The sequence below is a fragment of the Cellulomonas wangleii genome (genome assembly GCF_018388445.1).
GTDB lineage: Bacteria > Actinomycetota > Actinomycetes > Actinomycetales > Cellulomonadaceae > Cellulomonas > Cellulomonas wangleii.
The window spans coordinates 3,371,089-3,393,777 of record NZ_CP074405.1 but is presented as its reverse complement, the minus strand read 5'-3'; the positions used below and the strand labels follow the sequence as shown (position 1 = coordinate 3,393,777).

The window sequence follows — 22,689 nt, the reverse complement described above, 5'->3', positions numbered from 1 at the left end:
GCAGCCGTACCACCTCGCCATACCTTCCGAAGGAGCACCACCCCGTGTCCGACACCCTCGGCAGCGCCGCCCAGCAGCGGTCGTCGCACGTCCCCGCCATGCCCGTCGTCTCCTCCCGGGTGCGTGACCTGCACGCCCGGATGACCCTCGAGGAGAAGCTCGCGCAGCTGGTCGGCTACTGGCTCGACCAGAACGGCACCGTCGCCCCCATGCAGTCCGAGATGGCCTCGGGCCAGAAGGACTCGGGGCAGCTCGCGGAGATCACGCGGCACGGCCTCGGGCACTACACCCGCGTGTACGGGACGCGTCCTGTCGAGCCGGCCGAGCGCGCCGCGTGGCTGTGGGCCGAGCAGCGTCGCCTCAAGCGCGAGACGCGCCTGGGCATCCCCGCGCTGGTGCACGAGGAGTGCCTCACGGGCCTGGCCGCCTGGCAGGCCGCCAGCTACCCGACGCCGCTCGCGTGGGGCGCGTCCTTCGACCCCGAGCTGGTGCACGAGGCCGCGCGGGCCATCGGCGACTCGATGCGCGAGCTGGGCATCCACCAGGGCCTGGCCCCGGTGCTCGACGTCGTCGGCGACCCCCGCTGGGGCCGCGTCGACGAGTGCATCGGCGAGGACCCGTACCTGGTCGGCACCGTCGGCACGGCGTACGTCCGCGGCCTGCAGGACGCCGGCGTCCACGCCACGCTCAAGCACTTCGTCGGGTACTCGGCCTCCGCGGCCGGCCGCAACCACGCACCGGTCCACGCCGGCCCGCGCGAGCTCGCCGAGATCTACCTCCCGCCGTTCGAGATGGCCGTGCGCGACGGCGGCGTCCGCTCGGTGATGAACTCCTACGCCGACGTCGACGGCATGCCGGTCGCGGCGGACCCGCACTACCTGACCGAGGTGCTGCGCGAGCAGTGGGGCTTCGACGGTGTCGTCGTGGCCGACTACTTCGCGGTCGCGTTCCTGCAGGTCATGCACGGTGTCGCCGCGGACCGCGGCGAGGCGGCCGCCCTCGCGCTGGCCGCCGGCCTGGACATCGAGCTGCCGACCGGTGACGCCTTCCTCGAGCCGCTGGCCGAGCGCGTGCGCGCCGGCCTGACGGACGAGGCGCTCGTGGACCGCGCGGTGCTGCGCGCCCTCGCGCAGAAGGAGGAGCTGGGTCTGCTCGACCCCGAGGCGTTCGAGGACGAGCCTCCCACCGAGATCGACCTCGACTCGCCGCGGCACCGCGAGCTCGCGCGTCGCCTCGCGCAGGAGTCGGTCGTCCTGCTGTCGAACGACGGTGTCCTGCCCCTCGCGCAGCCGCGCAAGGTCGCCGTCGTCGGCCCCAACGCGGCCCGCCCCGAGGCGCTCATGGGCTGCTACTCCTTCGCCAACCACGTGCTGGCGCACCACCCCGGGCTCCCGCTCGGCTTCGAGATCCGCAGCGTCCACGAGGCGCTGGCGGCGACCCTGACCGGCGACGTCACGTTCGCCGAGGGCTGCACGGTCGAGGGCGACGACACCAGCGGCTTCGACGCCGCGGTGGCCGCCGCGCAGGACGCCGACGTGGCGGTCGTCGTGGTCGGCGACCAGGCCGGGCTCTTCGGCCGCGGCACGGTCGGTGAGGGCAACGACGTCCAGTCGCTCGAGCTGCCGGGCGTGCAGCGCCGGCTCGTCGAGGCGCTCGTCGCCACGGGCACGCCCGTCGTCATGGTGCTGCTGACCGGGCGTCCCTACGCCATCGGCTGGGCGCTGGACGGCGAGGGGCCGCGGCCCGCCGCGGTGGTGCAGGCGTTCTTCCCCGGCGAGGGCGGCGGCGACGCGATCGCCGACCTGCTCACCGGCGTCGCGAGCCCGTCCGGCCGGCTGCCCGTCTCGCTGCCGCGTGCCGCGGGTGCCCAGCCGTTCCGGTACCTGCACCCGGTGCTCGGTGGCCCGTCCGACGTGACGTCGACGGACCCCACGCCGGTCCGGCCGTTCGGCTTCGGCCTCGGCTACACCACGTTCGCGTACGACGACCTGCAGGTGGACCCCGAGGTCGACTCGGCGGGCGTCTTCACCGCGTCGGTCACGGTGACCAACACCGGTGACGTCGCCGGGGCGGACGTCGTCCAGCTCTACGGCCGCGACGTCCAGGGCTCCGTGGTGCGTCCCGTCGCGCAGCTGCTGGGCTACGCCCGCGTGGAGCTCGAGGCGGGTGCGTCGCGCCGCGTGACGTTCCGCGTGCCGACCACGCGCCTGGCGCTGGTCGACCGCCGCCTGGTGCGCGTGGTCGAGCCCGGTGACGTCCAGGTCTGGGTCGCCTCGCACGCCGGTGTCGCGGACCCCTCCGACGTGGCCGCGGCCACCGGCGGTGCGATCACCAACAGCCGCGAGGTCACCCGCCACGTGCTGCCGGGCAGCAGCACGCGCCGCGCCGCCCTGCGGGTGACGGGCGCCGTGCACGAGGTCACCGCCGCCGACCGGCGGATCGTCGACGTGGAGGTCGACCACGCATGAGCACCGTGAGCAACCCGATCCTTCCGGGGTGCTACCCCGACCCCTCGATCTGCCGGGTCGGTGACGACTACTACCTCGTCACCTCGACGTTCGAGTACCTGCCGGGCCTGCCGGTGCTGCACAGCCGCGACCTGGTGAGCTGGGAGCAGATCGGGCACGTCGTCGACCGGCCCGGGCAGCTCGACTTCACGGGGATCGCGTCGTCCGGCGGCCTGTACGCGCCGACGATCCGGTACCACGACGGGCAGTTCTGGGTCGTGTGCACGCTCGTCGACCAGCGGGACGGCAGCCGCGGCGGCAACTTCCTCATGACCGCGAAGGACCCGGCCGGGCCGTGGTCCGACCCGATCTGGCTGGAGTCGTTCGGCATCGACCCGTCGATCTTCTTCGACGACGACGGTCGCATCTGGGTGCACGGCACCCGCCTGGCCCTCGAGCCCCGCTGGCACGACCAGACCGAGGTCTGGGTGCGGGAGCTCGACCGCGAGACGATGCAGTGGGTCGGGCCGGAGACCGTCATCTGGCACGGCGCCGTCGAGGGCGTCGTGTGGTCGGAGGCGCCGCACATCTACAAGGTGGACGGCACCTACTACCTCATCGCGGCCGAGGGTGGCACCGAGTTCCACCACGCCGAGAGCGTCGCGCGCTCGGACTCCGTGACCGGCCCGTACGTCGGGACCAGGGGCAACCCGGTGCTCACGCACCGTCACCTGGGGCGGCGGCACCCGGTCGTCGGTGCGGGGCACGCCGACCTCGTCGAGGCGGCCGACGGCAGCTGGTGGGCCGTGCTGCTGGCGATGCGCACCTACGGCGGGTACCACTACCCGCTGGGCCGCGAGACGTTCCTCGTGCCGGTGGTCTGGGAGGACGGCTGGCCGGTGTTCGCACCGGGCGTCGGCAAGATCCCCGACGAGGTCGAGGTGCCGTTCGCCGGCACCCCGACGCCCGGCGTGGTCCAGGGCGCGGCGTCCGGCGTCGTGCCACCGGCCGACCTGCGCTGGACCGCCGTGCGCGCCCAGCCGAGCGAGGTCGCGACGCCCGCCGGTGAGGGCTGGGACCTGCCGCTGCGCCCGGCGACGCTCGCCGACCTGGAGGTCCCGGCGTTCCTCGGGCTGCGGCTGCAGCACCGGGACGCCGACCTCACGGCGCGCGTGCGCGCCGACCTGGGCCAGGGCGAGGAGGTCGGGCTGGTCGTCCGGCAGTCCGAGAAGGACCACGCGCGGCTCGCGGTCACGGCCGACGGCGACGTCCGGCACGTCCGCGTCGTGCACCGCCAGGGCGGGCAGGAGCGGGTGCTCGGCGAGGTCACGCTCGCGGCGTCCGCCGACGCACCGCTGGTGCTGGGCGTCCGGGCCCGCGGCGCGGACCTGCAGCTGCTGGCCGGCGTGGGTGACACGGCTCCCGTCGTCGTGGCCACGGCCGACGCGACGCAGCTCGACACCGTGGCGACCGGTGGCTTCCTGGGCCTGTGGCTGGGGGTCTACGGCACGAGCGCCGGCGCCCCGACGCAGACCGTGGCGCACGTCGAGCGCGTGGAGTACGCCCCCGCCGGCTGACGTGCCGACGGGCGGCCGGCGCACCGCACGGCCGCACGACGACGAGGCCCGACCCCCGCGCGGGGGTCGGGCCTCGGTCGTCGTCGGGTCAGGCGACGGCGCTCATCATGCCGACGACCGCCCCGAGCACGATGCCGATGACCGTGGCCACGATCGAGATGACGAACGCCACCGTCCCGAGCGGCTCGCGCCGCGAGAACTTGGCGATGCTGGCGAGGACGATCGCGACACCACCGAACAGGATCGGCACGAACAGCAGCGCGATCGCCGACAGCGGGAACGAGATGATCGACAGCAGGTTGGACCGCTTGGCCGGCATCGGCGGCAGCGAGTCCTGCTGGTCGGAGGCCGGGTAGGACGGGTACGGGGCCTGGGACATGTGGCTCCTCGGTGAGGCGGGTGGGACCCCGAAATCTCATCACCAGGACGCGGGGCCCGCCCCTCGAGCGGCGACGCTCACCCGTTCGCCGCAACGCCCCCGTGCCGCGCCCCGCCCGGGCCCCTCCCGCAGCCCGACGCAGCGGACGCCGGCGGGTCAGCGCCGGCGGGTGGTGGGGTCGGTGACCGACGGGGGGTGCCAGCCCGCGTCGGCGGGGTTGAGGGTGACGCCGGGCGGGACGATGCGGTCGATCTCGTCGAGGACGTCCGCGGGCAGCCGGACGTCCAGCGCCGCGAGGGCCGCGTCGAGGTGGGCCTGGGTGCGCGGGCCGATGATCGCGCTCGACACCGCCGGGTGCTCCAGGACGAACCCGAGCGCGAGCTGCACGAGCGTGAGCCCGGCGGCCTCGGCGACCTTGGTGAGCTGCTGCACGGCCACCGCCTTGCCGACGTTCTCCGGCAGTGACGGGTCGTGCCGTCCCGGCTGCCGCTCGTGGCGGGGCGAGCCCGCGCGGGACCCGTCGAGCGCGCGGCCCGACAGCCAGCCGCCGGCCAGCGGGCTCCACGGCAGCACGCCGAGCCCGTACTCCTGGGCCAGCGGCAGCACCTCGCGCTCGACGCCGCGCGCCAGGATCGAGTACGGCGGCTGCTCGGTCGCCGGCCGCGCGAGCCGCCGGTCGGCCGCGACCCACTGCGCCTGCACGAGCTGCGAGGGCAGGAACGTCGACGTCCCGACGTACAGCACCTTGCCGGCGCGCACGAGGTCGTCGAGCGCACCGAGGGTCTCGTCGAGGGCCGTCCCCGGCTCGGGGCGGTGCACCTGGTAGACGTCGATGCGGTCGGTCTGCAGCCGGCGCAGCGAGTCCTCGACGGCCCGCACGATCCACCGGCGCGAGCTGCCCGCGTGGTTGACCTCGTCGGACAGGCGGCCGTGCACCTTGGTGGCCAGCACGACGTCGTCGCGACGACCGACGAGCGCCTTGCCGACGATCGTCTCGGACTCCCCGCGGGCGTACACGTCGGCGGTGTCGACGACGTTGATGCCGGCGTCGAGCGCGCGGTGCAGGATCGCGACCGTCTCGTCGTGGTCGGGGTTGCCCCAGGCGCCGAAGTTCATGGTCCCGAGCGTCAGCGGGGACACCTGGACCCCGGTGCGGCCGAGCGGGCGGTACGTGGTCATGCGTGTGCTCCTTCGTGGGTGGTGCCGGAGGTGGCGTCCGCGGCGAGGACGCCGATGCCCAGGCCGGGCGTGGTGCGCGTGCGGGGGTGCGGGGGCCTCGCGAGCCCGTAGTGGTCGCGCAGCGTGGTGCCGGTGTACCCGCTGCGGAACAGGCCCCGGTCGACGAGGACGGGCACGACCTGGTCGACGAACTCCTCCAGGCCCGACGGCAGCACGGCGGGCATGATGTTGAACCCGTCGGCGGCGCCCGCGTCCCACCACTCCTGGATGGCGTCGGCGACCTGCTCGGCCGTCCCCGAGAACGTGCGGTGCCCGCGGCCGCCCCCGAGCCGGCCGATGAGCTGCCGCACGGTCAGGTGCTCGCGCCGCGCCAGCTCGACGATCAGCGTGTACCGCGACTTCGCACCCTCGATCTCGTCCTCGCTCGGCAGGTCGGCGGGCAGCTCGCGGTCGAGCGGCAGGTCGTCGGGGTCGACGCGCAGGGTCTTGGCGAGCTGGGCGCGGGCGTACTCGGGCCGGATGAGCCGGTCGAGCTCCTCCTCCTTCGCCCGCGCCTCATCCTCGGTCGCCCCGATGACGGGCACGATGCCCGGCAGCACGAGCAGCCCGGCGGGGTCCCGGCCCCACTCGACGGCCCGGCGCTTGAGGTCGGTGGTGAACGCCAGGGCGTCGTCGAGCGTCTGCTGCGCCGTGAACACGGCCTCGGCGTAGCGCGCGGCGAGGTCCTTGCCGTCCTCCGAGGACCCGGCCTGCACCAGCAGCGGGTACGCCTGCGGCGACCGCGGCGTCGTCAGCGCCCCGGCGACCCGGAAGTGCTCGCCGACGTGCTCGGGCGGGTGGATCCGCGTCGCGTCGCCCCACAGTCCGGCCTCCTTGTCGCCGATCTCGACGTCGTCCTCCCACGAGTCCCACAGCCGCAGCGCGACGTCGATGAACTCCGCGGCGCGCTCGTAGCGGGACCGGTGCGACGGCAGCTCGTCCTGGCCGAAGTTGCGGGCGGCCTCCAGGTGCGCCGTCGTCACGATGTTCCAGCCCGCGCGCCCGCCGCTGATGTGGTCGACGGACGCGAACCGGCGGGCCAGGTTGTACGGGTCGTTGTAGGTGGTCGACGCGGTCGCGATCAGCCCGATGCGGCTCGTCACCGCGGCGATCGCCGCCAGGACGACCGTCGGCTCGAGCGTGCCGGACGGGCGTCGGCCCACGTCGCGGAACAGCGCCGGGCCGTCGGCGAAGAAGATCGAGTCGAGGTGCCCGCGCTCGGCCGTCTGCGCGAGCCGCTGCAGGTAGCCGATGTCGGTGCTGCGGTACGACGGGTCGGACTCGGGCAGCCGCCACGACGCCTCGTGGTGGCCGGTGCTCATGAGGAACGCGTTGAGGTGCAGCTGCCCCTCGCGTCGGGGTGCGGTCATGGGGTGCTCCTGTGGGGCAGGGAGGTGGGCAGTGAGGTGGACGGGGTGCCGGACGAGGGGACGACCGGGGGCACGCCGAGGGCGTCGAGCAGCCCTCGGCGCAGGGCCACGAACCCGGGGTCGGCCGGGTCGCGGTGGGTGACGGGGGTGTCGAGGGTGATGCGTCCGGCGTCGAGGACGACGACCCGGTCGGCCAGCACGATCGCCTCGTCGACGTCGTGCGTGACCAGCAGGACCGCCGGCCGGTGCCGCGCGCACAGGTCGCGCAGCAGGGCGTGCATGCGGGTACGGGTGAGGGCGTCGAGCGCCCCGAACGGCTCGTCGGCCAGCAGCAGCTGCGGCTCGCGCACCAGGGAGCGGGCCAACGACACCCGCTGCTGCTCACCGCCCGACAGCTCGGTGGGCCAGGCGCGCTCGCGGCCCGCGAGCCCCACCTCCGCCAGGCGCTCGGCGCCCAGGTCACGCGCCCCCGGGCCGCGCAGGCCCAGCACCACGTTGTCGAGGACCCGCGCCCACGGCAGCAGCCGCGAGTCCTGGAACACCACGGACACGCGCTCCGGCACGGCGATCGTCCCGGTGCCGTGCACGTCGTGGTCGAGGCCGGCCAGCGCGCGCAGCAGCGTGCTCTTGCCCGAGCCGCTGCGTCCGAGGATCGCGACGAACTCCCCGGCGGCGATCGTCAGGTCCAGGCCGCGCAGCACACGCCCGTCGCCCTCGCCCAGGCCGTAGGCCCGGGCCAGGTCCCGCACGCGCACCGAGCCGTCGTCGGTGGTGACGCGCTCGTCGGCGAGCACCCCGTGCGCGGGTGCCGGCACGGCCGAGCGGACCGGGACGCGGGTGTCCTCCGTGGGGCCGGGTGCGGTCAGTCCGCCAGGGTGCGTCGCCACGACAGGGCCCTCCTCTGCACGATCCGGACGAGCAGGTCGGAGCCGTAGCCGAGGATCCCGTAGAGGACGAGACCGACGACGATCACGTCGGTCTGCCCGTACGTGCGGGCCAGCTCCATCATGTAGCCGATGCCGGCGGTGCCGTTGATCTGCTCGACGACGACGAGCGCCAGCCAGCAGCCGGTGACGGCGAACCGCAGCCCCAGCAGGAAGCCCGGCAGGGCGCCCGGCAGCACCACCCGGGTGAGGAACCCCCACCGCGACAGCCCGACGGTCTCGGCGAGCTCGACGTACCGCGCGTCGATGGTCCGCAGGCCGTTGTGCGTGTGGATGTAGACCGGGATGAGCACGCCCAGCAGGATCGTGACGATCTTCATCGTCTCGCCGATGCCGAGCCACAGGATGAGCAGCGGCAGCAGCGCGAGGCTCGGGACGGCCCGCTTGAGCTGCACCGGCCCGTCGACGACGGCCTCGCCCCAGCGGCTGAGGCCGGCGACCACGGCGAGCACCGTCCCGGCCAGGACGCCGAGGACGAGCCCGGACAGCGCGCGCCCGGCCGACACCGCCAGGTGCTCCTGGAGCCGGCCGTCGGCGACCAGGTCGGCGGCCGTGGTCACCACGGTCCAGGGCGCCGACAGCGTGCGCTGGTCGATGAACCCGACGGCCGAGCCGACGGACCACACGGCGAGCAGCGCGCCGAGGCCGATGAGCGTGCCGCCGCGCAGCGGACGGCCGGGGCCGAGGCGCCGGGTGCCGCGGGCGCGACGCCGGGCGGGTGCGGCCGGTGGTGCCGTGCGGGCGGCGGGCCGGCGGGCCAGGCCGTGGGGGAGGGACAGCGTGGACATCAGCCGGCCTCCCTCGCGCGGTAGTCGGCGGCCGCCTGCGCGACCACGGGGGCGAACCGCTCGTCCCACAGGTCGGCCGCGTCCAGCACCTCGTTGCCGGTGGCGGCGGCCAGCAGCTCGACCGTCTCCTGGTGCCGGGCGATGTGCTCGGTCCAGTCCTCGGGGATGTCGGGGACGCCGGCGCGCTCCACCAGGTAGTCCGCGTCCTGCGGGCTCAGGCCCTGGTCCTTCACGTAGTACCCGGCCTTCCACTCCTCCGGGTGGTCGTGCACCCAGAGCTTGGCCTGCGTCCACAGCTGCACGTAGGCGCGCAGCGCGGCGGCCTTGGCGGGGTCGTCCAGCACGGACGTCGGCACGTAGAGGTGGCTCGGGTCGTCGCGCAGGCCGTGCCGCACGGTGTGCGCCCCGTCGACGCCGTACTTCTTGAGGTAGCGCGCGATCTGCACGCCGCCGATGGGCGCGATGTCGACCTCGCCCGCGGCCAGCGCGGTGGTGTAGACGTCGCCGTTGCTGGGCAGCTCGACGAGCGTGACGTCGTCGGTCGTGAGACCCGCCGCCTCCAGCGCGCGCAGCACGATGACGCCCTGGGCCTGCCCGGGCGAGTACGCGATGCGGTGCCCGGCGAAGTCCTCGAGCGACTCGACGCCGTCGACGTCGGGGCCGACCCCGAACTCGTAGATGGGGTTCTGCTCCCAGTCCTCGCGGTAGACCGCCGCGACGATCTTGACGTCGAGCCCCGTCCACTCGGCGTGGATGGGCGGGATGTCCGCGACCGCGCCGACGTCCAGGGCGCCGGCCCGGAACGCCTCGCTGGTCTGCGGACCGCCGGACAGGTTGGCCCACTCGATGGTGAAGCCGAGGTCCGCGTCGAGGTCGTCGCCCGCGATCTCGACGGCCTCCTGCGTGGTGGGGTCGCCGACGACCAGCGTGGTCCCGGCGGGTACCGCGGTGGGCAGGGCCGACGGGGCGCCCGTCGCGGCGGGGGTGTCGGCCACGGCGTCGCCGGTGCACGCGCCGAGCAGGGCGGGCAGCAGCGCGGCGGCGGCGAGCGCGGCGAGCCGGCGTCCACGGACGCGAGCGGGCACGGGCCGGGCGGTGGGCGGGGCGGGTGTCCGGCCGGTGACCGGGCCGGGGGGTGCGAGGGGCATGACGGGCCTTCCGGGCAGGGTGCGGGTGCCGGGCGCGAGGTGCGCACGGCGGTCGTGGTGGGGGTGGTGCGGGCACGCCTCGGGGTGTCGGCCTGCGGGTGGTGGGCGTGACGGAGGCGTGCCGGGATCAGGGGCGGGGACCGGCGGGACCGGTGACGGCGGGACCGCGCGGCCGGGCGGCGGCGGGGTCCGGGGCGCTGGTCAGCGACAGCGCGGGGCCGGGCACGACCGACACGCGCGGGACCGCAGCACGGGGGCGGCGGCGTGCGTGGGGGTCGGTGCGGGCATGCGTCGACAATTGCATACCGGATCAGTCGGGAATAACCCGGTGATCGCATCCTGAGACGTCACGGGCGCGACGTGCCGCGGGATCCGCCGTGCCGCCCGCTGCGGGCGCCCGCACCGGCTTGCTCCCGGCGGCCCGACGTGTCGTACTAGCCGCAGGTCCGTGGCGCGCGCGCCGCACCGCGACACGAGGGAGGGCGGGACCCATGGCGGAGACCGACCGGGTCGAGCTGGTCGACGAGGACGGTCGGGCGACCGGCACCACGACCGTGGCCGAGGCCCACCGCGCGCCGGGACGGCTGCACCGCGCGTTCTCGGTCGTCCTCACGCGCCCCGACGGGCGCATGCTGCTGCAGCGCCGCGCGCTGACCAAGCTGCGGTTCGCGGGCCTGTGGACCAACTCGTGCTGCGGCCACCCCCTGCCCGGGACCGACCTGCACGAGCGTGCCGCGCTGCGCGTCCGCGAGGAGCTGGGCGTCGAGCTGGTCGACGCCCGCGAGGTCGGCACGTTCCGCTACCGCGCCCCCGACGACGTCTCCGGGCACGTCGAGTGCGAGTACGACCACGTCCTGGTCGGCCGGTGCGAGGGCGAGCTGGCCCCCGACCCGCTCGAGGTCGACGGCACCGAGTGGGTCACGCCGGCCCGCGCGCACGAGCTCGTCGCCGCCGGCGTCGTCACCCCGTGGTTCGCCGACGTGCTGCGCGTGCTCGACGCCGCCGCCGTGGGGGCCTGAGCCCGACCCTGCCCGTCACGACCCGACGGTCCACCAGGTCTGCGCGTCCGGCGTGAACGTGCTCCCGAGCCGGTCACCCGTACCCCGGAGCAGCGCACCCGTCGCCGCGTGCAGCAGACGGACGCGCGACCCCTCGCGCCAGGCGCCGCCCCCCTCGACGACGACGCGCCACGCCTCCGGACCGGGTGCGTCGTGGCCGCCCGGCGCCCCTGCCCCGGCCGGTGGGTCGGCCAGCGCGGGGCCGTCGGGACCCAGGGTCAGCGCACGGGGTGCGTCGCCCGCCGCCACCAGCAGCACCAGGGCGCCGTCGGCCAGGCCCCGTCCCGTGCGCGGTGCGGACGGCGCCCACGTCGTCGTGCCCTGCGCCCGCAGCGCCGGCACGCCGTCGGCCACGACGAGCCGGCGCCCCGTCGCGACGTGGACCAGGGCGAGCGACGCGTCGGGCCGCACCGCGGTGCCGGGGCGTCGCGACGCGCCCGGCAGGGGCGGCGGCGTCCGCGGCCGGTAGGTGTGGGCGAAGAACCCGCGCCACAGCCGCCCGTCGTCCGCACGCCAGCCGTCGGCCGTCGCATGCAGCGTGACCTCGCGCCGCGGGCTGTTGGGGTCCAGCACCGTGAGCGTCACGGCGCCGGTCACCGGGTCGCGGACGAACCCCGTCGCCACGACCTGGTGGTTGTCCCCGGAGCGCACGAGGGTGCGCGCGACGACCAGGCCGAGCACCACGGGGTGGCCCTCCGCCAGCGCGCGCAGCACGCGGGGCAGCTCGCGGCACGTCCGCGTGCGGACCCCGGCCAGCGGCCCGACGTCGGCGTCGGGCAGCACGGACCACGTGAGGAACCGCAGCGCCGAGGCGGAGCGGAACGAGTCGAGCTGGCGGGCGCGCAGGTGGTCCGCCACGAGGTGCCCGTCGGGCGGCACCCGCCCCGGGGCGAACAGGGCGGGCGGCCAGGACGGCGCGTCGCGTCCGGCGGCCAGGTGGTCGAGCACGGAGAACGACATGCCGCCGCACCGGCCCGCCGTCCGCACGCGGACGCCGCCGGGCAGGGTGGCGACCACGTTGACGAACTCGTTGGCGAACGCGTAGCCGGCCCGGGCCGCCTCGCGGGCGGTCGTGCTCGTCCCGCCCGTGCTGTCCGTCCTGTCGGTCACGTCGCCTCCCGGCGCCCACCCTCACACACCTGCCGTGCGCCTCGCACCCGCGCCCTCGCGCCCGCGCGGGGTGGCCCGGCGCGGACGCGACGACGCCCCCGGAGGCGGTCTCCGGGGGCGTCGGTGCGTCGGTCGCGCGGCGGGGTCAGGAGATCGCCGCCTCGACCTCCTGGACGAACTGCTCGGCGGCCTGCTGCGGCGTCATCCGGCCGAACAGCACCTCGGCGTTCAGGCGCTTGGTGATCTCCGTGACCTGCCCCGCACCCGCGGGCGGGACGACGGGGCCGTCGACGATCTCGTCCTCGAGCGAGGACAGGAACTCGGCGGCCTGCTTGTCCGTCTCGGCGAACTTGTCGGTCACCGCCGCGCGCACGTCGGTGTTGGCGGGCAGGCCGCGGTCGGACAGCAGGATCGCGCCGGCGTCGGGGTCGTTGAGCAGGAAGTCGACGAGCTTCGCGGCGGCCTCCGGGTGCTTGGACTTCGACGACACCGAGTAGTACATCGCGGGCTTGAAGTACATGCCGGTGCGGTCGAACTGCGACTCGCCGGGCACGCGCAGCAGCTGCAGCGGACGGCCGGACGCGTTGGACAGGGCGGTGAGCTGGTTGGACCAGAACCACGCCATCGCACCGGTGTTGGTGCCGACCAGCGACTGCTCCGGGCCGCCCGCGTCGACCTCGACGGTCTTCGCGGCCTCGGGCTGGCCGCCCGCCGCCTGCATGTCGAGCGAGTGCTGCCACCACTGCGCCAGCAGCTCGGGCTCGAAGCCCAGCGCGCCGTCCTCGTCGTACAGGGACTGGCCGTTCTGGCGGGCCAGGATCGAGAAGCCCGGCTCGTTGAACCCGTAGTCCTGGGCCCCGTAGACGGCGCCGCCGGACTTCTCGGTGATCTCGTTGGCGATCTCGACGTAGTCCTCCCACGTCCAGGTCGTGTCGTCGGGCATCTCGACGCCCGCGTCGGCGAAGGCCTGCGGGTCCGCGACCACCGAGTACACGTTGACGCCGGTGGCGATGCCGTACACCGCGTCGTCGATGGTGCCCGACTGCAGGATCGTGTCGTCGATCTTCGAGGTGTCGACGTCGAGGGCCGACAGGTCCGCCAGGACGCCCTTGGCGGCGTAGTCCGCCAGGTAGCGCTCCTCCTGCGTGATGACGTCGGGCGCGTCGCCGCCGGCCACGGAGACCGAGAGCTTGTCGAAGTAGCTGCCCCAGTCGGTGTAGTCGGGGACCACGGTGATGGTGGGGTTCTTCTGCTCGAAGAGGTCGATGACCTCCTGCGTGAGCGTGTGGCGGGTGTCCGAGCCCCACCACGACCAGCGGATGGTGACCGGCTCGTCCGGGTCCGCGGCGTCGGACGTCGCGGAGCCGCCCGTGTCGGCGCTGCCGCCCTGGGCGCAGGCGGTGAGGGCGAGGGCGGCGGCCAGCAGGCCGGCGGTCAGGCCGGCGGGCCGCAGGCCGCGGCGGGTGCGAGGGGTGCGCATGTCTCTCCTAGGGGTGAGCAGGACGGCGGTGTCCGTCACGACGACAGCCCCGGCCGGGCCGGGGTGCTACTTGATGCCGGTCGTGGCGATGCCCTTGACGAGGTACTTCTGGCCGAGCAGGAACACGAGGAAGATCGGCAGGATCGAGACGATCGACATGGCGAACATCGGGCCCCAGGAGCTCTGGCCGGTGGCGTCGATGAACGTCCGCAGCGCGATCGGTGCGGTGTACATGTCGGGGTTGGTGAGGAAGATCAGCTGGCTGAAGAAGTCGTTCCACGTCCAGATGAACGTGAAGATCGCCGTGGTCGCCAGGGCAGGCATCGCCAGCGGCATCATGATCCGCAGGTAGATGCGGCCGTGGCCGCACCCGTCGAGCCGCGCCGCCTCGTCGAGCTCGCGGGGGATGCCCCGGAAGAACTGCACCATGAGGAAGACGAAGAACGCGTCGGTGGCCAGCAGCTTGGGCACGATCAACGGCAGGAACGTGTTGATCCACCCCAGCTGGGAGAACAGCACGTACTGCGGGACGATCACCACGTGGATCGGCAGCATGATCGACATGAGCATGATCGCGAACCACACCCTGCGGCCGCGGAACTCGAGGCGCGCGAAGGCGTAGGCAGCCATCGAGCACGCCACCAGGTTGCCGACCAGCGACCCCAGGACGACGATCGCGGAGTTCAGCATGTAGTGGCCGAAGGGGTGGAGCAGCGCGTTCCAGCCCTCGGTGTAGTTGGTCAGGTCGACCTGCGTGGGGATGATCGACACGTCGCGGAAGATCAGCTCGCTGGGCTTGATCGAGCTGACCAGCAACCAGATCAGCGGGTAGATCATGGCCACGGCGAGCAGCACGAGGGCCACGTGCTTGCCGACGGAGCGCAGGCGCCGGGGCCACGGGGAGCGCGGGTGGCGGCTCGTGCTCTCGGCGGCGAGGGCGGACGTGCGCGCGGCCAGGCCGGCGTCGCGGGGGGCAGGGGGGTGCGGATCGGTGCGCACGCGGACCTCAGTCATCGTAGAAGACCCAGTACTTCGAGGCGAGGAAGTTGATGGCGGTGAGGACCGCCACGATGATCACCAGCAGCCACGCCATCGCCGAGGCGTACCCCATCTCCAGCGACGTGAACCCCTTCTGGTACAGGTAGAGGGTGTAGAACATCGTGGAGTCGGCCGGGCCGCCGGTGCCGCCGGAGACGACGAACGCCTGCGTGAACGACTGGAAGGCCCCGATCACCTGCAGGACGAGGTTGAAGAACACGATCGGCGTGAGCAGCGGCAGGGTGATGTGGACGAACTGGCGCACGCGTCCGGCGCCGTCGATGGACGCGGCCTCGTAGTACATCTCGGGGATCTGCCGCAGCCCGGCGAGGAAGATGATCATCGGGGCGCCGAAGGTCCACACGTGCAGGATCACGAGCGTCCACAGCGCGGTGTCGGGGTCCGACACCCAGCCCCGGCCGGGCACGCCGAAGAACGCGAGGAACGAGTTGACCAGGCCGTCGACGCCGAAGATCTGGCGCCACAGGATCGCGATCGCCACCGAGCCGCCGAGCAGCGAGGGCAGGTAGAACACCGAGCGGTAGAAGGGCAGGCCCCGCATGCCGCGGTCGAGCAGCATGGCCAGCCCCAGTGCCACGACGAGCTGCAGCGGCACACCCGTGAGCACGTAGGTGAACGTGACGCGCAGCGCGTTGTGCAGCCGGGTGTCGTCGAGCATCCGGGCGAAGTTCTCCAGGCCGACCCAGCTGGGGTCGGTCAGGAGGCTGTAGTCCGTGAAGGCCAGGTAGGCGGACGCGACCATCGGTCCCACGGTGATGGCGAACAGGCCGAGGAACCACGGGGCCAGGAAGACGGCGGCCGCGCGGCCGTCGCCCCGTCGCAGCGGAGCTCGCCCCGGTGGGCCCGGCGGTCCGGGGCGCGCCGCGCGGCGCAGCTCGGAGACCACGGACATCGTCGATCACCTCTTCGTGCTCGGCCCGGCCCCGTCGCGTCGTCGCGGCGGAGGCTGCGGTGCGCGGCCCGGCTCCGCGGTGCCGCGTCGACGCGCTTCACCCGGAACTGGAAACCGGTTCCCGGCCGGGACGCTACCACGCACGATGTCCGCTGGGAACCGGTTTCTCGTGGTGTATGGTCCCGACCACAGTGCTGGGTCCGGGTGCCACGACGGCGTGGCCCACGCCGACCCGCCCGACCCGCAGGAGGCCGCAGTTGACCACGCCACGGCCGCAGACCCGCCGACCGCGGGGCACGGCGACGATCGCCGAGGTCGCGGACGCCGCCGGCGTCTCGCGCGCGACCGTGTCCCGCGTGATGAACGGCCACGACACCGTCGACGCCGACCTGGTCGCGCGTGTCCGGGAGGTCGCAGACCGCCTGCACTACCGACCCAGCAACGTCGCCCGCAGCCTGTCGCTCGGCCGCACCGAGACCGTCGCCGTCGTCGTGCCCGACCTGGCCAACCCGATGTTCCAGCAGGTGCTGCGCGGCGTGGCCACGGCCGCCGGTGACGCCGGCTACCGCGTCCTGGTCGCCGACACCGCCGAGCACGCGGGCGAGGAGGAGCGCGTCGTCCTCGACGCGCGCATGCGGTGCGACGCGCTCGTCCTCGTGTCCCCGCGCATGCCGGAGCGTGCGCTGCGCGCACTGCTGCCCGAGGTGCGGCCCGCGGTCGTCGTCAACCGTGCGCCCGACGGCACGACCCCCACGCTCGAGATCGACTACGCGCACGGCATCGGCCAGATCGTGGAGCACCTGCTCGCGCTCGGGCACCGGCACCTGCTGTACCTGGCCGGTCCCACGGAGAGCGCGTCGCACCGGCGCCGGCTCGAGGCGCTGCGGGCCGCCGCCGCCCACCGCGCGGACGTCCGGCTCTCGGAGATGCCCGCGGGCGCCACCGTCGAGGCCGGCTACGTCGTCGCCGAGGACGTGCTCGCGGCCCGCCCCACCGCCGTCGTCGCCTACAACGACCTGGTCGCCTTCGGGCTGCTGGCGCGCCTCAACGAGATCGGCGTCGCCGTGCCCGGGGACCTGTCGATCGTCGGGTTCGACGACGTCGAGCTCGCGCGCTTCGCGACCCCCTCGCTCACCACCGCCGCCGTCCCGCAGGCCGAGCTCGGCCGCCTCGCGTGGCAGCACCTGCGGCCCCTGCTCACCGGGGAGGACCCCGTGCCCGATCCTGTCCCGATCCGACCGCGGCTGGCCGTGCGGGCGAGCACCGGGCCGGTCCCGCCGTCCGTACGGCTCGCCCGCACCGCCGTCCCCGGCGGCGCGCAGCCCGCCGACCCCGCCCCGCTGCGCGACGTCGCGTGGCGCCTCGCGGCGGTCGGCGCCGACGCGCCCGACGGTGCGGAGCCGCACCCCGGTGCCGCCGTGCCGACGGCCGAGCTGCTGGGCACCTCGCAGGCCGCCGGGATCGGGGAGCTGCCGCTGGCGCGCTACGTCACCGGCGCCGCCGTGCCGCCCGTGCACTCCCCGCGCCCCTACCTGCACCCCGTGCACACGCCGGGGGGCACGTCGCTCACGGACGTCAGCCCCGTCGACCACCGGCACCACTACGGCATGTCCTTCGCCGTGCCGGTCGTCAACGGGACGTCGTACTGGGGCGGGCGGACCTTCCTGCGCGACGAGGGCCCCACGCTGCTGCCCAACCACGGCCGGCAGGTCCCCACGGCGCGCCGCGCTGCCGGCGCGACGCTCCACGAGGACCTCACGTGGCTGGACGAGTCCGGCCGCCCGCTGCTGCGCGAGGAGCGCACCCTCGACGCCGCGCCCTGGCCCGACGCCCTGGCGTGGGCGCTGCGCTGGCGCAGCGTGCTGCACGCCGAGCACGGCGCCCTGCGCATCGAGAGCCCCGCCACCAACGGCCGCCCGCAGGCCGGGTACGGCGGGCTGTTCTGGCGGCTGTCGGCCGCCGACACCACGTCCGTGCTGGGCGACGGGCTCGTCGGGGAGGCGGCCGTGCACGGGTCGCGCTCGCCGTGGCTGGCCTTCGTGCAGCGCCGCGAGCTGGCGACCACGACGCTGCTGCTGGTGCAGCCGCCGGCGCAGGTGCGCCCGTGGTTCGTGCGCGTGTCCGAGTACCCCGGGGCCGGGCCGTCGCTCGCGTGGGACCAGGTCTGCGACGTCCCGGACGGCGGCACGCTCGACGCCGGGCTGGCGGCCGTGCTCGTGGACCGGGCCCTGTCCGCCGACGAGGCCGCCGACCTGGCCGCCCGGGCCTGGGCGTGAGCGCGCCGGCACGCGTCGCCGTCGTCGGCGTGCACGGCCACGGCAGCAGCCACCTGCGCACCGTGCGCGCCCTGGCGGCCCGCGGCCGGGCGGTGCTGCACGCGGTGGTGGACCCGCGGCCCGTCGCGGGCACGACGCTGGCCGCCGACGGTCCGCAGGGGCCGCTCGTGCCGGCCGCCACGCCCTGGTACGCCGACCTCGGCGCGCTGCTCGCCGACTCCCCGCCGGACGTCGTGGTGCTGGCCACCCCGATCCACACGCACCTCGACCTCGCGCGGTCCGCGCTGCTCGCCGGGTGCGACGTGCTGCTCGAGAAACCGACGGCTGCGTCGCTGGCCGAGCACGACGCGCTCGTCGCCGCCGCGGCAGCCGCCGGCCGCCGGGTCCAGGTGGGGTTCCAGACGTTCGGGTCCGGGGCGCTCGCCGAGCTGGCGCGGGTCGTCGCGAGCGGGGAGCTGGGGGACGTCACCACCGTGGCCGCGGTGGGGACCTGGGTGCGGACGTCCGCCTACTACGCCCGCTCGCGCTGGGCGGGCCGGCGCACGCTCGACGGGGTGCCCGTCGTCGACGGCGTGGTCACCAACCCCCTCGCGCACGCGGTCGCGTCCGCGCTGCTGGTCGCCGGTGCCACGCGCGCGGCCGACGTGCTCGACGTCGAGACGGACCTGTGGCGCGCGCACCCCATCGAGGCGGACGACACGTCGTCCGTCGTCGTGACCCTGGCCGGGGGGCGCCGCGTCGCCGCGGGCCTGACCCTGTGCGCGCCCGAGCGTGCCGACGCCACGGTGGTGGTGCGCGGCACCGAGGGCAGCGCCACGCTGCGGTACGAGCACGACGACCTGCGGATCACCTCGCACCGTGGGACGCGCGGCGTGAGCGCGACGCGGACGGACCTGCTGGAGAACCTGCTCGCCGCCCGGGCCGACCCCTCGGTACGGCTGAGCTGCGACGTCGCCGACACCGGGGCGTTCATGGCGGTCCTCGACGCGGTCCGCACCGCCCCCGCCCCCCGGCCGATCGCCGCCGAGCACGTCACGTGGCAGGGCGACGGCCCGGACGCCCACCCGGTCGTGCACGACGTCGTGGCGTGGTGCGACCGCGTGGGCCGGGAGTCCGCCACCTTCACCGCCCTCGGCGCCCCCTGGACCCGCTGACCCGCCTCGCACCGGCAGGACCGGCGCAGCGGGTCAGCGGACGTAGATCCTCGGCTGGGCGGGCGCCGTGAACGGGTCGCCGAGGAAGAACGACGGGTGCGGGGGCTGGTTGTAGGCGGTGTTCTGCCAGGCCAGCGCGACGCGGTACATCGAGTCGTGGAGCAGGGTCGGCACCCGCAGGGACGTCAGCGCGGGCGTCGCGTAGATGCGCAGCCCGCCCTCGTCGGACCGCGCCCACACGACCTCCTCGCGCCAGTCGCCGAGGATGTCGCCCGACAGCACCGGCGTCGCCTTGGTGCCGTTGTTCGACCGGACGTCGGTGCCGGTCAGCAGGCGCGTGTCACCGCCCGGTCCGTACTTGTCGATCCGCGTCTGGTCGAGCAGCTCGCGCACGGGGTCGCCGTCCCACCAGGCCAGGAAGTTGGCGGACGACGGCTTGCGGCCCACGGACGCACCGGTGGCGGCGTTGCGCAGGTCCGCCTCGGCCGACGACCACGCCTCGGCGCCCGGGCTGCCCGCCCACACGTCGCCGGCCACCCCGCGCCCGTTGTCCGCGCCGCTGCCGCTGCGCCAGAGGGTCTGGCCCGTCCGCGCGTCGGCCACCCACATGTTCGGCTGGTTCGTCGCCTCGGTGACCTTGAAGTACTCCAGCCCGGGCCGCGACGGGACCAGGTCGCCCACGTGCCCGGCGTCGCCGTGGCCCGTGCCGTTGACCCACAGCCCGCGGCCGTCGTCGTCGATGGTCGACGCGCCGTACACGATCTCGTCGCGCCCGTCGCCGTCGACGTCCGCGACGGACAGCGAGTGGTTGCCCTGGCCGGCGTACGCCGCGTTGCCCGGCGTCGAGCTGGTGGAGTCGAACGTCCACCGGCGCGTCAGGCGCCCGTCGCGGTAGTCCCACGCCGCGACGACGGTCCGCGTGTAGTAGCCGCGCGCCATGATGATCGACGGCCGCTGACCGTCCACGTACGCGGTGCCGGCCAGGAAGCGGTCGACCCGGTTGCCGTAGGAGTCCCCCCAGCTCGACACCGTGCCGCGCGGCGGGACGTAGTCCGTCGTCGCGCCGATCGCCCCGGTGTCGCCGCGGAACACCGTGAAGTACTCCGGACCCGAGAGCACGTAGCCCTCGGAGTTGCGGTGGTCGGCCGACGCGTTGCCGATGACCTGGCCGGTGCCCGAGCGCGTGCCGTCGGCGGTCTTCACCGCGACCTCGGCGCGCCCGTCGCCGTCGTAGTCGTAGACCTGGAACTGCGTGTAGTGGGCGCCCGCGCGGATGTTGCGGCCCAGGTCGATGCGCCACAGCCGCTGGCCCTGCAGCGTCACGCCGTCGAGGTAGACGTTGCCCGTGACCCCGGCCTGGCTGTTGTCCTTCGCGTTCGACGGGTCCCACTTGAGGACGACGTCGAGGTCGCCGTCGCCGTCGAGGTCGCCGACGGAGCCGTCGTTGATGACGTGGTCCGACGACGGGCGCTGCAGCGGCACGTCGAGGTAGCCGTCGTCGAACGTCAGGGACGGCGCGGACGCGGGCTGCTCGGCGCCGCCCACCACGGCGCGCACCGTGTACCGCGCGCCCGGGGTCACCGCGGGGTCGAGGTGGTTGGTCGAGCCGGTGACCGGGGACGACGTGATGCGCGTGCCGTCGCGGTACACGTGGAAGCCCGTCGTGCGGTCCTCCCAGCCCAGCAGCCGCCACTGCACGAGGTTGCCGGTGCCGGACCGCACGGAGATCAGCCCACGGTCGAGGTTCTCGAGCTGTCGGGAGCCCGCGACGGGCGTCGTGGGGACGGGGACCGGTACGGCCGTGGGCGACGGCGTGGGGGACGGCGTGGGCGAGGGCGTGGGCGAGGGGTCGCGCGTCGGCTCCTGCGTGGGCGACGGCACCACCGTCGGCACCACCGTCGGGGACGGCGCGGGCGACGTCGGGGCGGCCGACCCGGTGCAGGCCGTGCCGTTGAGCGCGAACGACGTCGGCGCGGGGTTGCTCCCACCGGAGCTGCCGTTGAACCCGAACGAGAACGTGCCGCCGCTCGCGACGCCGCCGTTCCACGACGCGCTGGTCACGGCGACCTGGGCGCCGGACTGCGACGCGGTGCCGTTCCAGGCCTGCTGGACGGTCTGGCCACCGGTGAAGGCCCAGGTCACGGTCCAGCCGGACAGCGCGTCACCGAGGTTGTCGACGCGGACGTCCGCGCCGAAGCCACCGGGCCACTGGTTGGTCACCGTGTACGTGACACGGCAGGCCACCGCGGCGGACGCGGCCGGGGCGGTGACGACGGTCGCGACCGCCGCGGCGACGGCCAGGACGGCGAGGGCAGAGGACGTCCGACGTGGCATGGCTGAGCCCTCCGGGGGTCGTCGCGCGGCGAGGGCACCGGTCGCCGCGGCGCTGCGGCGCCCGGTGCCGTGCCGAACGTACGAGCGAGCGCTTGCCGGCGCAGGGCGTCGAAACATTTCACCGGGGGACCCGGGTGGGACGGCCGTCCACCGGACCGGTGCCCGACGCATGGCAGGCTGGGACCGTGCGCACGACCCCGCCCGCGATCCTGCCCGTGGAGACCGCCGGTGGCGGGCGCGCATCGGCGCTACTGTGCCAGGAGCGGCTCACGGTGGAGCCCGGTCCGGCCGACGACCAGGTGGAGGTGAGCCCCGTGCCTGCCGCTGCCCGTGCACCGATGCCCGCGGCACCCGTCCGCCCGGTACACCTCCGCCCCCGGGGGGACGCCCGGTGAACGCGCGCCCCCGCCCACCGGCCATCACCGACGTCGCCAGCGCCGCGGGCGTGTCCTACCAGACGGTCTCGCGCGTCATCAACGACCACCCCAACGTCGCGACGGACACCCGTGAGCGCGTGCTCGACGCCATGCAGCGCCTCGGGTACCGCCGCAACATCGCGGCGCGCGCCCTCAAGACGCGGCGCACCGGGGTGTTCGGCGTCGTCGCGTCGGGATCGCACCTGTTCGGACCCACGCGCACGCTGGTCTCGATCGAGCAGGCCGCGCGGGCCAAGGGCCTGTTCGTGTCCCTGGCGACGGTCGACCTGCAGCACAAGGACGAGGTCGCGGCCGCCATCGAGCACCTGCTCGACCAGGGCGTCGACGGCATCGTCGTCGTCGCGTCGCACGACGAGGCCGCCGCGGCCGTGCTCGAGTCGACGACGCAGGTGCCGGTGGTGGTGGCGGGGCGCGCCGGCGGGGAGCACGCGCTCGCGGTGGCGATCGACCAGGAGGCCGGGGCCAAGGTGGCGACGCGGCACCTGCTGGACCTGGGGCACCGTGACGTGCTGCACCTGGCGGGTCCGGCACCGTGGGTCGACGCGCGGGCGCGGGCCGTGGGCTTCCGCGAGACCATGGCCGCCGCGGGACTGGCGCCGCGCACGCTGTGGGCCGACGACTGGAGCGCGGAGGTCGGGTACCTGGCCGGCCAGGAGCTGGTGGCCCGCGTCCGCCGGCGGCGGTCCACGCTGCCGACCGCGATCTTCGCGGCCAACGACCTGCTCGCGCTGGGCATGATGCACGCGCTCGCGGACGCCCGGCTGAAGGTGCCGTACGACGTGTCGGTGGTCGGGTACGACGACGGCGACGGGTCCGCGCACTTCGTCCCGCCGCTGACGACGGTCGCCCAGGAGCTGGAGGAGCTGGGGTACCGCTGCGTCGAGCTGCTGCTCGCCGCCCGGGACGGGACGGCGACGTCGTCGTCCGTGGCGGTCTCGCCGCGGCTGCTGGTGCGCGAGAGCACGGCACCGCCGCGGGACCCGGCGCGCGTGCTGCTCTGACGGCGCACGGGGCGAGG

17 protein-coding genes are annotated in these 22,689 nt (G+C 74.8%); 6 read left to right on the top strand and 11 right to left on the bottom strand.

The genetic code is table 11. From position 1 onward, the window contains the following. The first annotated feature begins 98 nt into the window (after positions 1–98). Both KG103_RS15580 and KG103_RS15575 read left to right on the top strand, forming a co-directional pair. Positions 99–2,468 (top strand): beta-xylosidase/alpha-l-arabinosidase, encoded by a 2,370-nt coding sequence (locus tag KG103_RS15580; RefSeq protein WP_207339889.1) that lies wholly within the window; start codon positions 99–101, stop codon positions 2,466–2,468. Continuing rightward, a complete protein-coding gene (locus KG103_RS15575) occupies positions 2,465–4,024 on the top strand; it encodes a glycoside hydrolase family 43 protein (protein WP_207339418.1) in 1,560 nt (519 codons plus the stop codon). The genes KG103_RS15580 and KG103_RS15575 overlap by 4 nt, the downstream gene beginning before the upstream one ends. An 88-nt stretch (positions 4,025–4,112) precedes the next feature. Here the strand turns inward: KG103_RS15575 and KG103_RS15570 are convergent, their stop codons facing one another. The 6 genes from KG103_RS15570 to KG103_RS15545 form a co-directional block, all read right to left on the bottom strand. Continuing rightward, positions 4,113–4,403, bottom strand: coding sequence for a M48 family metalloprotease (locus tag KG103_RS15570; protein WP_207339417.1), 291 nt, complete (start codon positions 4,401–4,403; stop codon positions 4,113–4,115). A gap of 156 nt (positions 4,404–4,559) precedes the next feature. Next, the gene (locus KG103_RS15565; protein WP_207339416.1) at positions 4,560–5,582 is read right to left on the bottom strand and encodes an aldo/keto reductase; all 1,023 of its coding nucleotides are present in this window, start codon (positions 5,580–5,582) and stop codon (positions 4,560–4,562) included. Next, entirely contained in the window at positions 5,579–6,991 is a 1,413-nt protein-coding gene (locus tag KG103_RS15560; protein WP_207339415.1) for an LLM class flavin-dependent oxidoreductase, read from the bottom strand. The genes KG103_RS15565 and KG103_RS15560 overlap by 4 nt, the downstream gene beginning before the upstream one ends. Beyond that, positions 6,988–7,878, bottom strand: a complete 891-nt coding sequence (locus KG103_RS15555) for an ABC transporter ATP-binding protein (protein WP_372434849.1) — start codon at positions 7,876–7,878, stop codon at positions 6,988–6,990. Before KG103_RS15555 ends, KG103_RS15560 begins: the two co-directional genes overlap by 4 nt. Continuing rightward, positions 7,854–8,723 (bottom strand): ABC transporter permease, encoded by an 870-nt coding sequence (locus KG103_RS15550; protein WP_207339414.1) that lies wholly within the window; start codon positions 8,721–8,723, stop codon positions 7,854–7,856. Before KG103_RS15550 ends, KG103_RS15555 begins: the two co-directional genes overlap by 25 nt. After that, positions 8,723–9,871 (bottom strand): ABC transporter substrate-binding protein, encoded by a 1,149-nt coding sequence (locus KG103_RS15545; protein WP_207339413.1) that lies wholly within the window; start codon positions 9,869–9,871, stop codon positions 8,723–8,725. The genes KG103_RS15550 and KG103_RS15545 overlap by 1 nt, the downstream gene beginning before the upstream one ends. A 491-nt stretch (positions 9,872–10,362) precedes the next feature. On the opposite strand from KG103_RS15545, the gene idi reads away from it, so the two are divergent. Beyond that, entirely contained in the window at positions 10,363–10,890 is a 528-nt protein-coding gene (gene idi, locus KG103_RS15540) for an isopentenyl-diphosphate Delta-isomerase (protein ID WP_207339412.1), read from the top strand. A gap of 15 nt (positions 10,891–10,905) precedes the next feature. On the opposite strand, the gene KG103_RS15535 is transcribed toward idi, so the two are convergent. The 4 genes from KG103_RS15535 to KG103_RS15520 form a co-directional block, all read right to left on the bottom strand. Continuing rightward, the gene (locus KG103_RS15535; RefSeq protein ID WP_207339411.1) at positions 10,906–12,039 is read right to left on the bottom strand and encodes a hypothetical protein; all 1,134 of its coding nucleotides are present in this window, start codon (positions 12,037–12,039) and stop codon (positions 10,906–10,908) included. 145 nt (positions 12,040–12,184) lie between these two features. Then, positions 12,185–13,519, bottom strand: coding sequence for an ABC transporter substrate-binding protein (locus tag KG103_RS15530; protein ID WP_207339410.1), 1,335 nt, complete (start codon positions 13,517–13,519; stop codon positions 12,185–12,187). 66 nt (positions 13,520–13,585) lie between these two features. Next, a complete protein-coding gene (locus KG103_RS15525) occupies positions 13,586–14,533 on the bottom strand; it encodes a carbohydrate ABC transporter permease (protein ID WP_207339409.1) in 948 nt (315 codons plus the stop codon). Then, entirely contained in the window at positions 14,526–15,470 is a 945-nt protein-coding gene (locus KG103_RS15520) for a carbohydrate ABC transporter permease (protein ID WP_207339408.1), read from the bottom strand. The genes KG103_RS15525 and KG103_RS15520 overlap by 8 nt, the downstream gene beginning before the upstream one ends. Positions 15,471–15,727: 257 nt before the next feature. Between KG103_RS15520 and KG103_RS15515 the strand changes: the two genes are divergently transcribed. Both KG103_RS15515 and KG103_RS15510 read left to right on the top strand, forming a co-directional pair. Next, positions 15,728–17,746, top strand: a complete 2,019-nt coding sequence (locus tag KG103_RS15515) for a DUF6807 family protein (protein WP_243656170.1) — start codon at positions 15,728–15,730, stop codon at positions 17,744–17,746. Next, entirely contained in the window at positions 17,743–18,900 is a 1,158-nt protein-coding gene (locus KG103_RS15510; protein WP_249670627.1) for a Gfo/Idh/MocA family protein, read from the top strand. Before KG103_RS15515 ends, KG103_RS15510 begins: the two co-directional genes overlap by 4 nt. Before the next feature lie 33 nt (positions 18,901–18,933). On the opposite strand, the gene KG103_RS15505 is transcribed toward KG103_RS15510, so the two are convergent. Continuing rightward, on the bottom strand, positions 18,934–21,234 hold the full coding sequence (locus KG103_RS15505) for a rhamnogalacturonan lyase family protein (RefSeq protein WP_207339406.1): 2,301 nt from the start codon (positions 21,232–21,234) through the stop codon (positions 18,934–18,936). Between the two features lie 391 nt (positions 21,235–21,625). Between KG103_RS15505 and KG103_RS15500 the strand changes: the two genes are divergently transcribed. Next, entirely contained in the window at positions 21,626–22,672 is a 1,047-nt protein-coding gene (locus KG103_RS15500; RefSeq protein ID WP_249670626.1) for a LacI family DNA-binding transcriptional regulator, read from the top strand. The last annotated feature ends 17 nt before the right edge of the window (positions 22,673–22,689 follow it).

Excerpts from the sequence above, each read along its gene's own strand:
- idi (WP_207339412.1), top strand. The coding sequence starts at position 10,363 with ATGGCGGAGACCGACCGGGTCGAGCTGGTCGACGAGGACGGTCGGGCG.
- KG103_RS15575 (WP_207339418.1), top strand. The coding sequence starts at position 2,465 with ATGAGCACCGTGAGCAACCCGATCCTTCCGGGGTGCTACCCCGACCCC.
- KG103_RS15565 (WP_207339416.1), bottom strand. The coding sequence starts at position 5,582 with ATGACCACGTACCGCCCGCTCGGCCGCACCGGGGTCCAGGTGTCCCCG.
- KG103_RS15525 (WP_207339409.1), bottom strand. The coding sequence starts at position 14,533 with ATGACTGAGGTCCGCGTGCGCACCGATCCGCACCCCCCTGCCCCCCGC.
- KG103_RS15545 (WP_207339413.1), bottom strand. The coding sequence starts at position 9,871 with ATGCCCCTCGCACCCCCCGGCCCGGTCACCGGCCGGACACCCGCCCCG.
- KG103_RS15530 (WP_207339410.1), bottom strand. The coding sequence starts at position 13,519 with ATGCGCACCCCTCGCACCCGCCGCGGCCTGCGGCCCGCCGGCCTGACC.
- KG103_RS15560 (WP_207339415.1), bottom strand. The coding sequence starts at position 6,991 with ATGACCGCACCCCGACGCGAGGGGCAGCTGCACCTCAACGCGTTCCTC.
- KG103_RS15550 (WP_207339414.1), bottom strand. The coding sequence starts at position 8,723 with ATGTCCACGCTGTCCCTCCCCCACGGCCTGGCCCGCCGGCCCGCCGCC.
- KG103_RS15570 (WP_207339417.1), bottom strand. The coding sequence starts at position 4,403 with ATGTCCCAGGCCCCGTACCCGTCCTACCCGGCCTCCGACCAGCAGGAC.
- KG103_RS15520 (WP_207339408.1), bottom strand. The coding sequence starts at position 15,470 with ATGTCCGTGGTCTCCGAGCTGCGCCGCGCGGCGCGCCCCGGACCGCCG.
- KG103_RS15505 (WP_207339406.1), bottom strand. The coding sequence starts at position 21,234 with ATGCCACGTCGGACGTCCTCTGCCCTCGCCGTCCTGGCCGTCGCCGCG.
- KG103_RS15580 (WP_207339889.1), top strand. The coding sequence starts at position 99 with ATGCCCGTCGTCTCCTCCCGGGTGCGTGACCTGCACGCCCGGATGACC.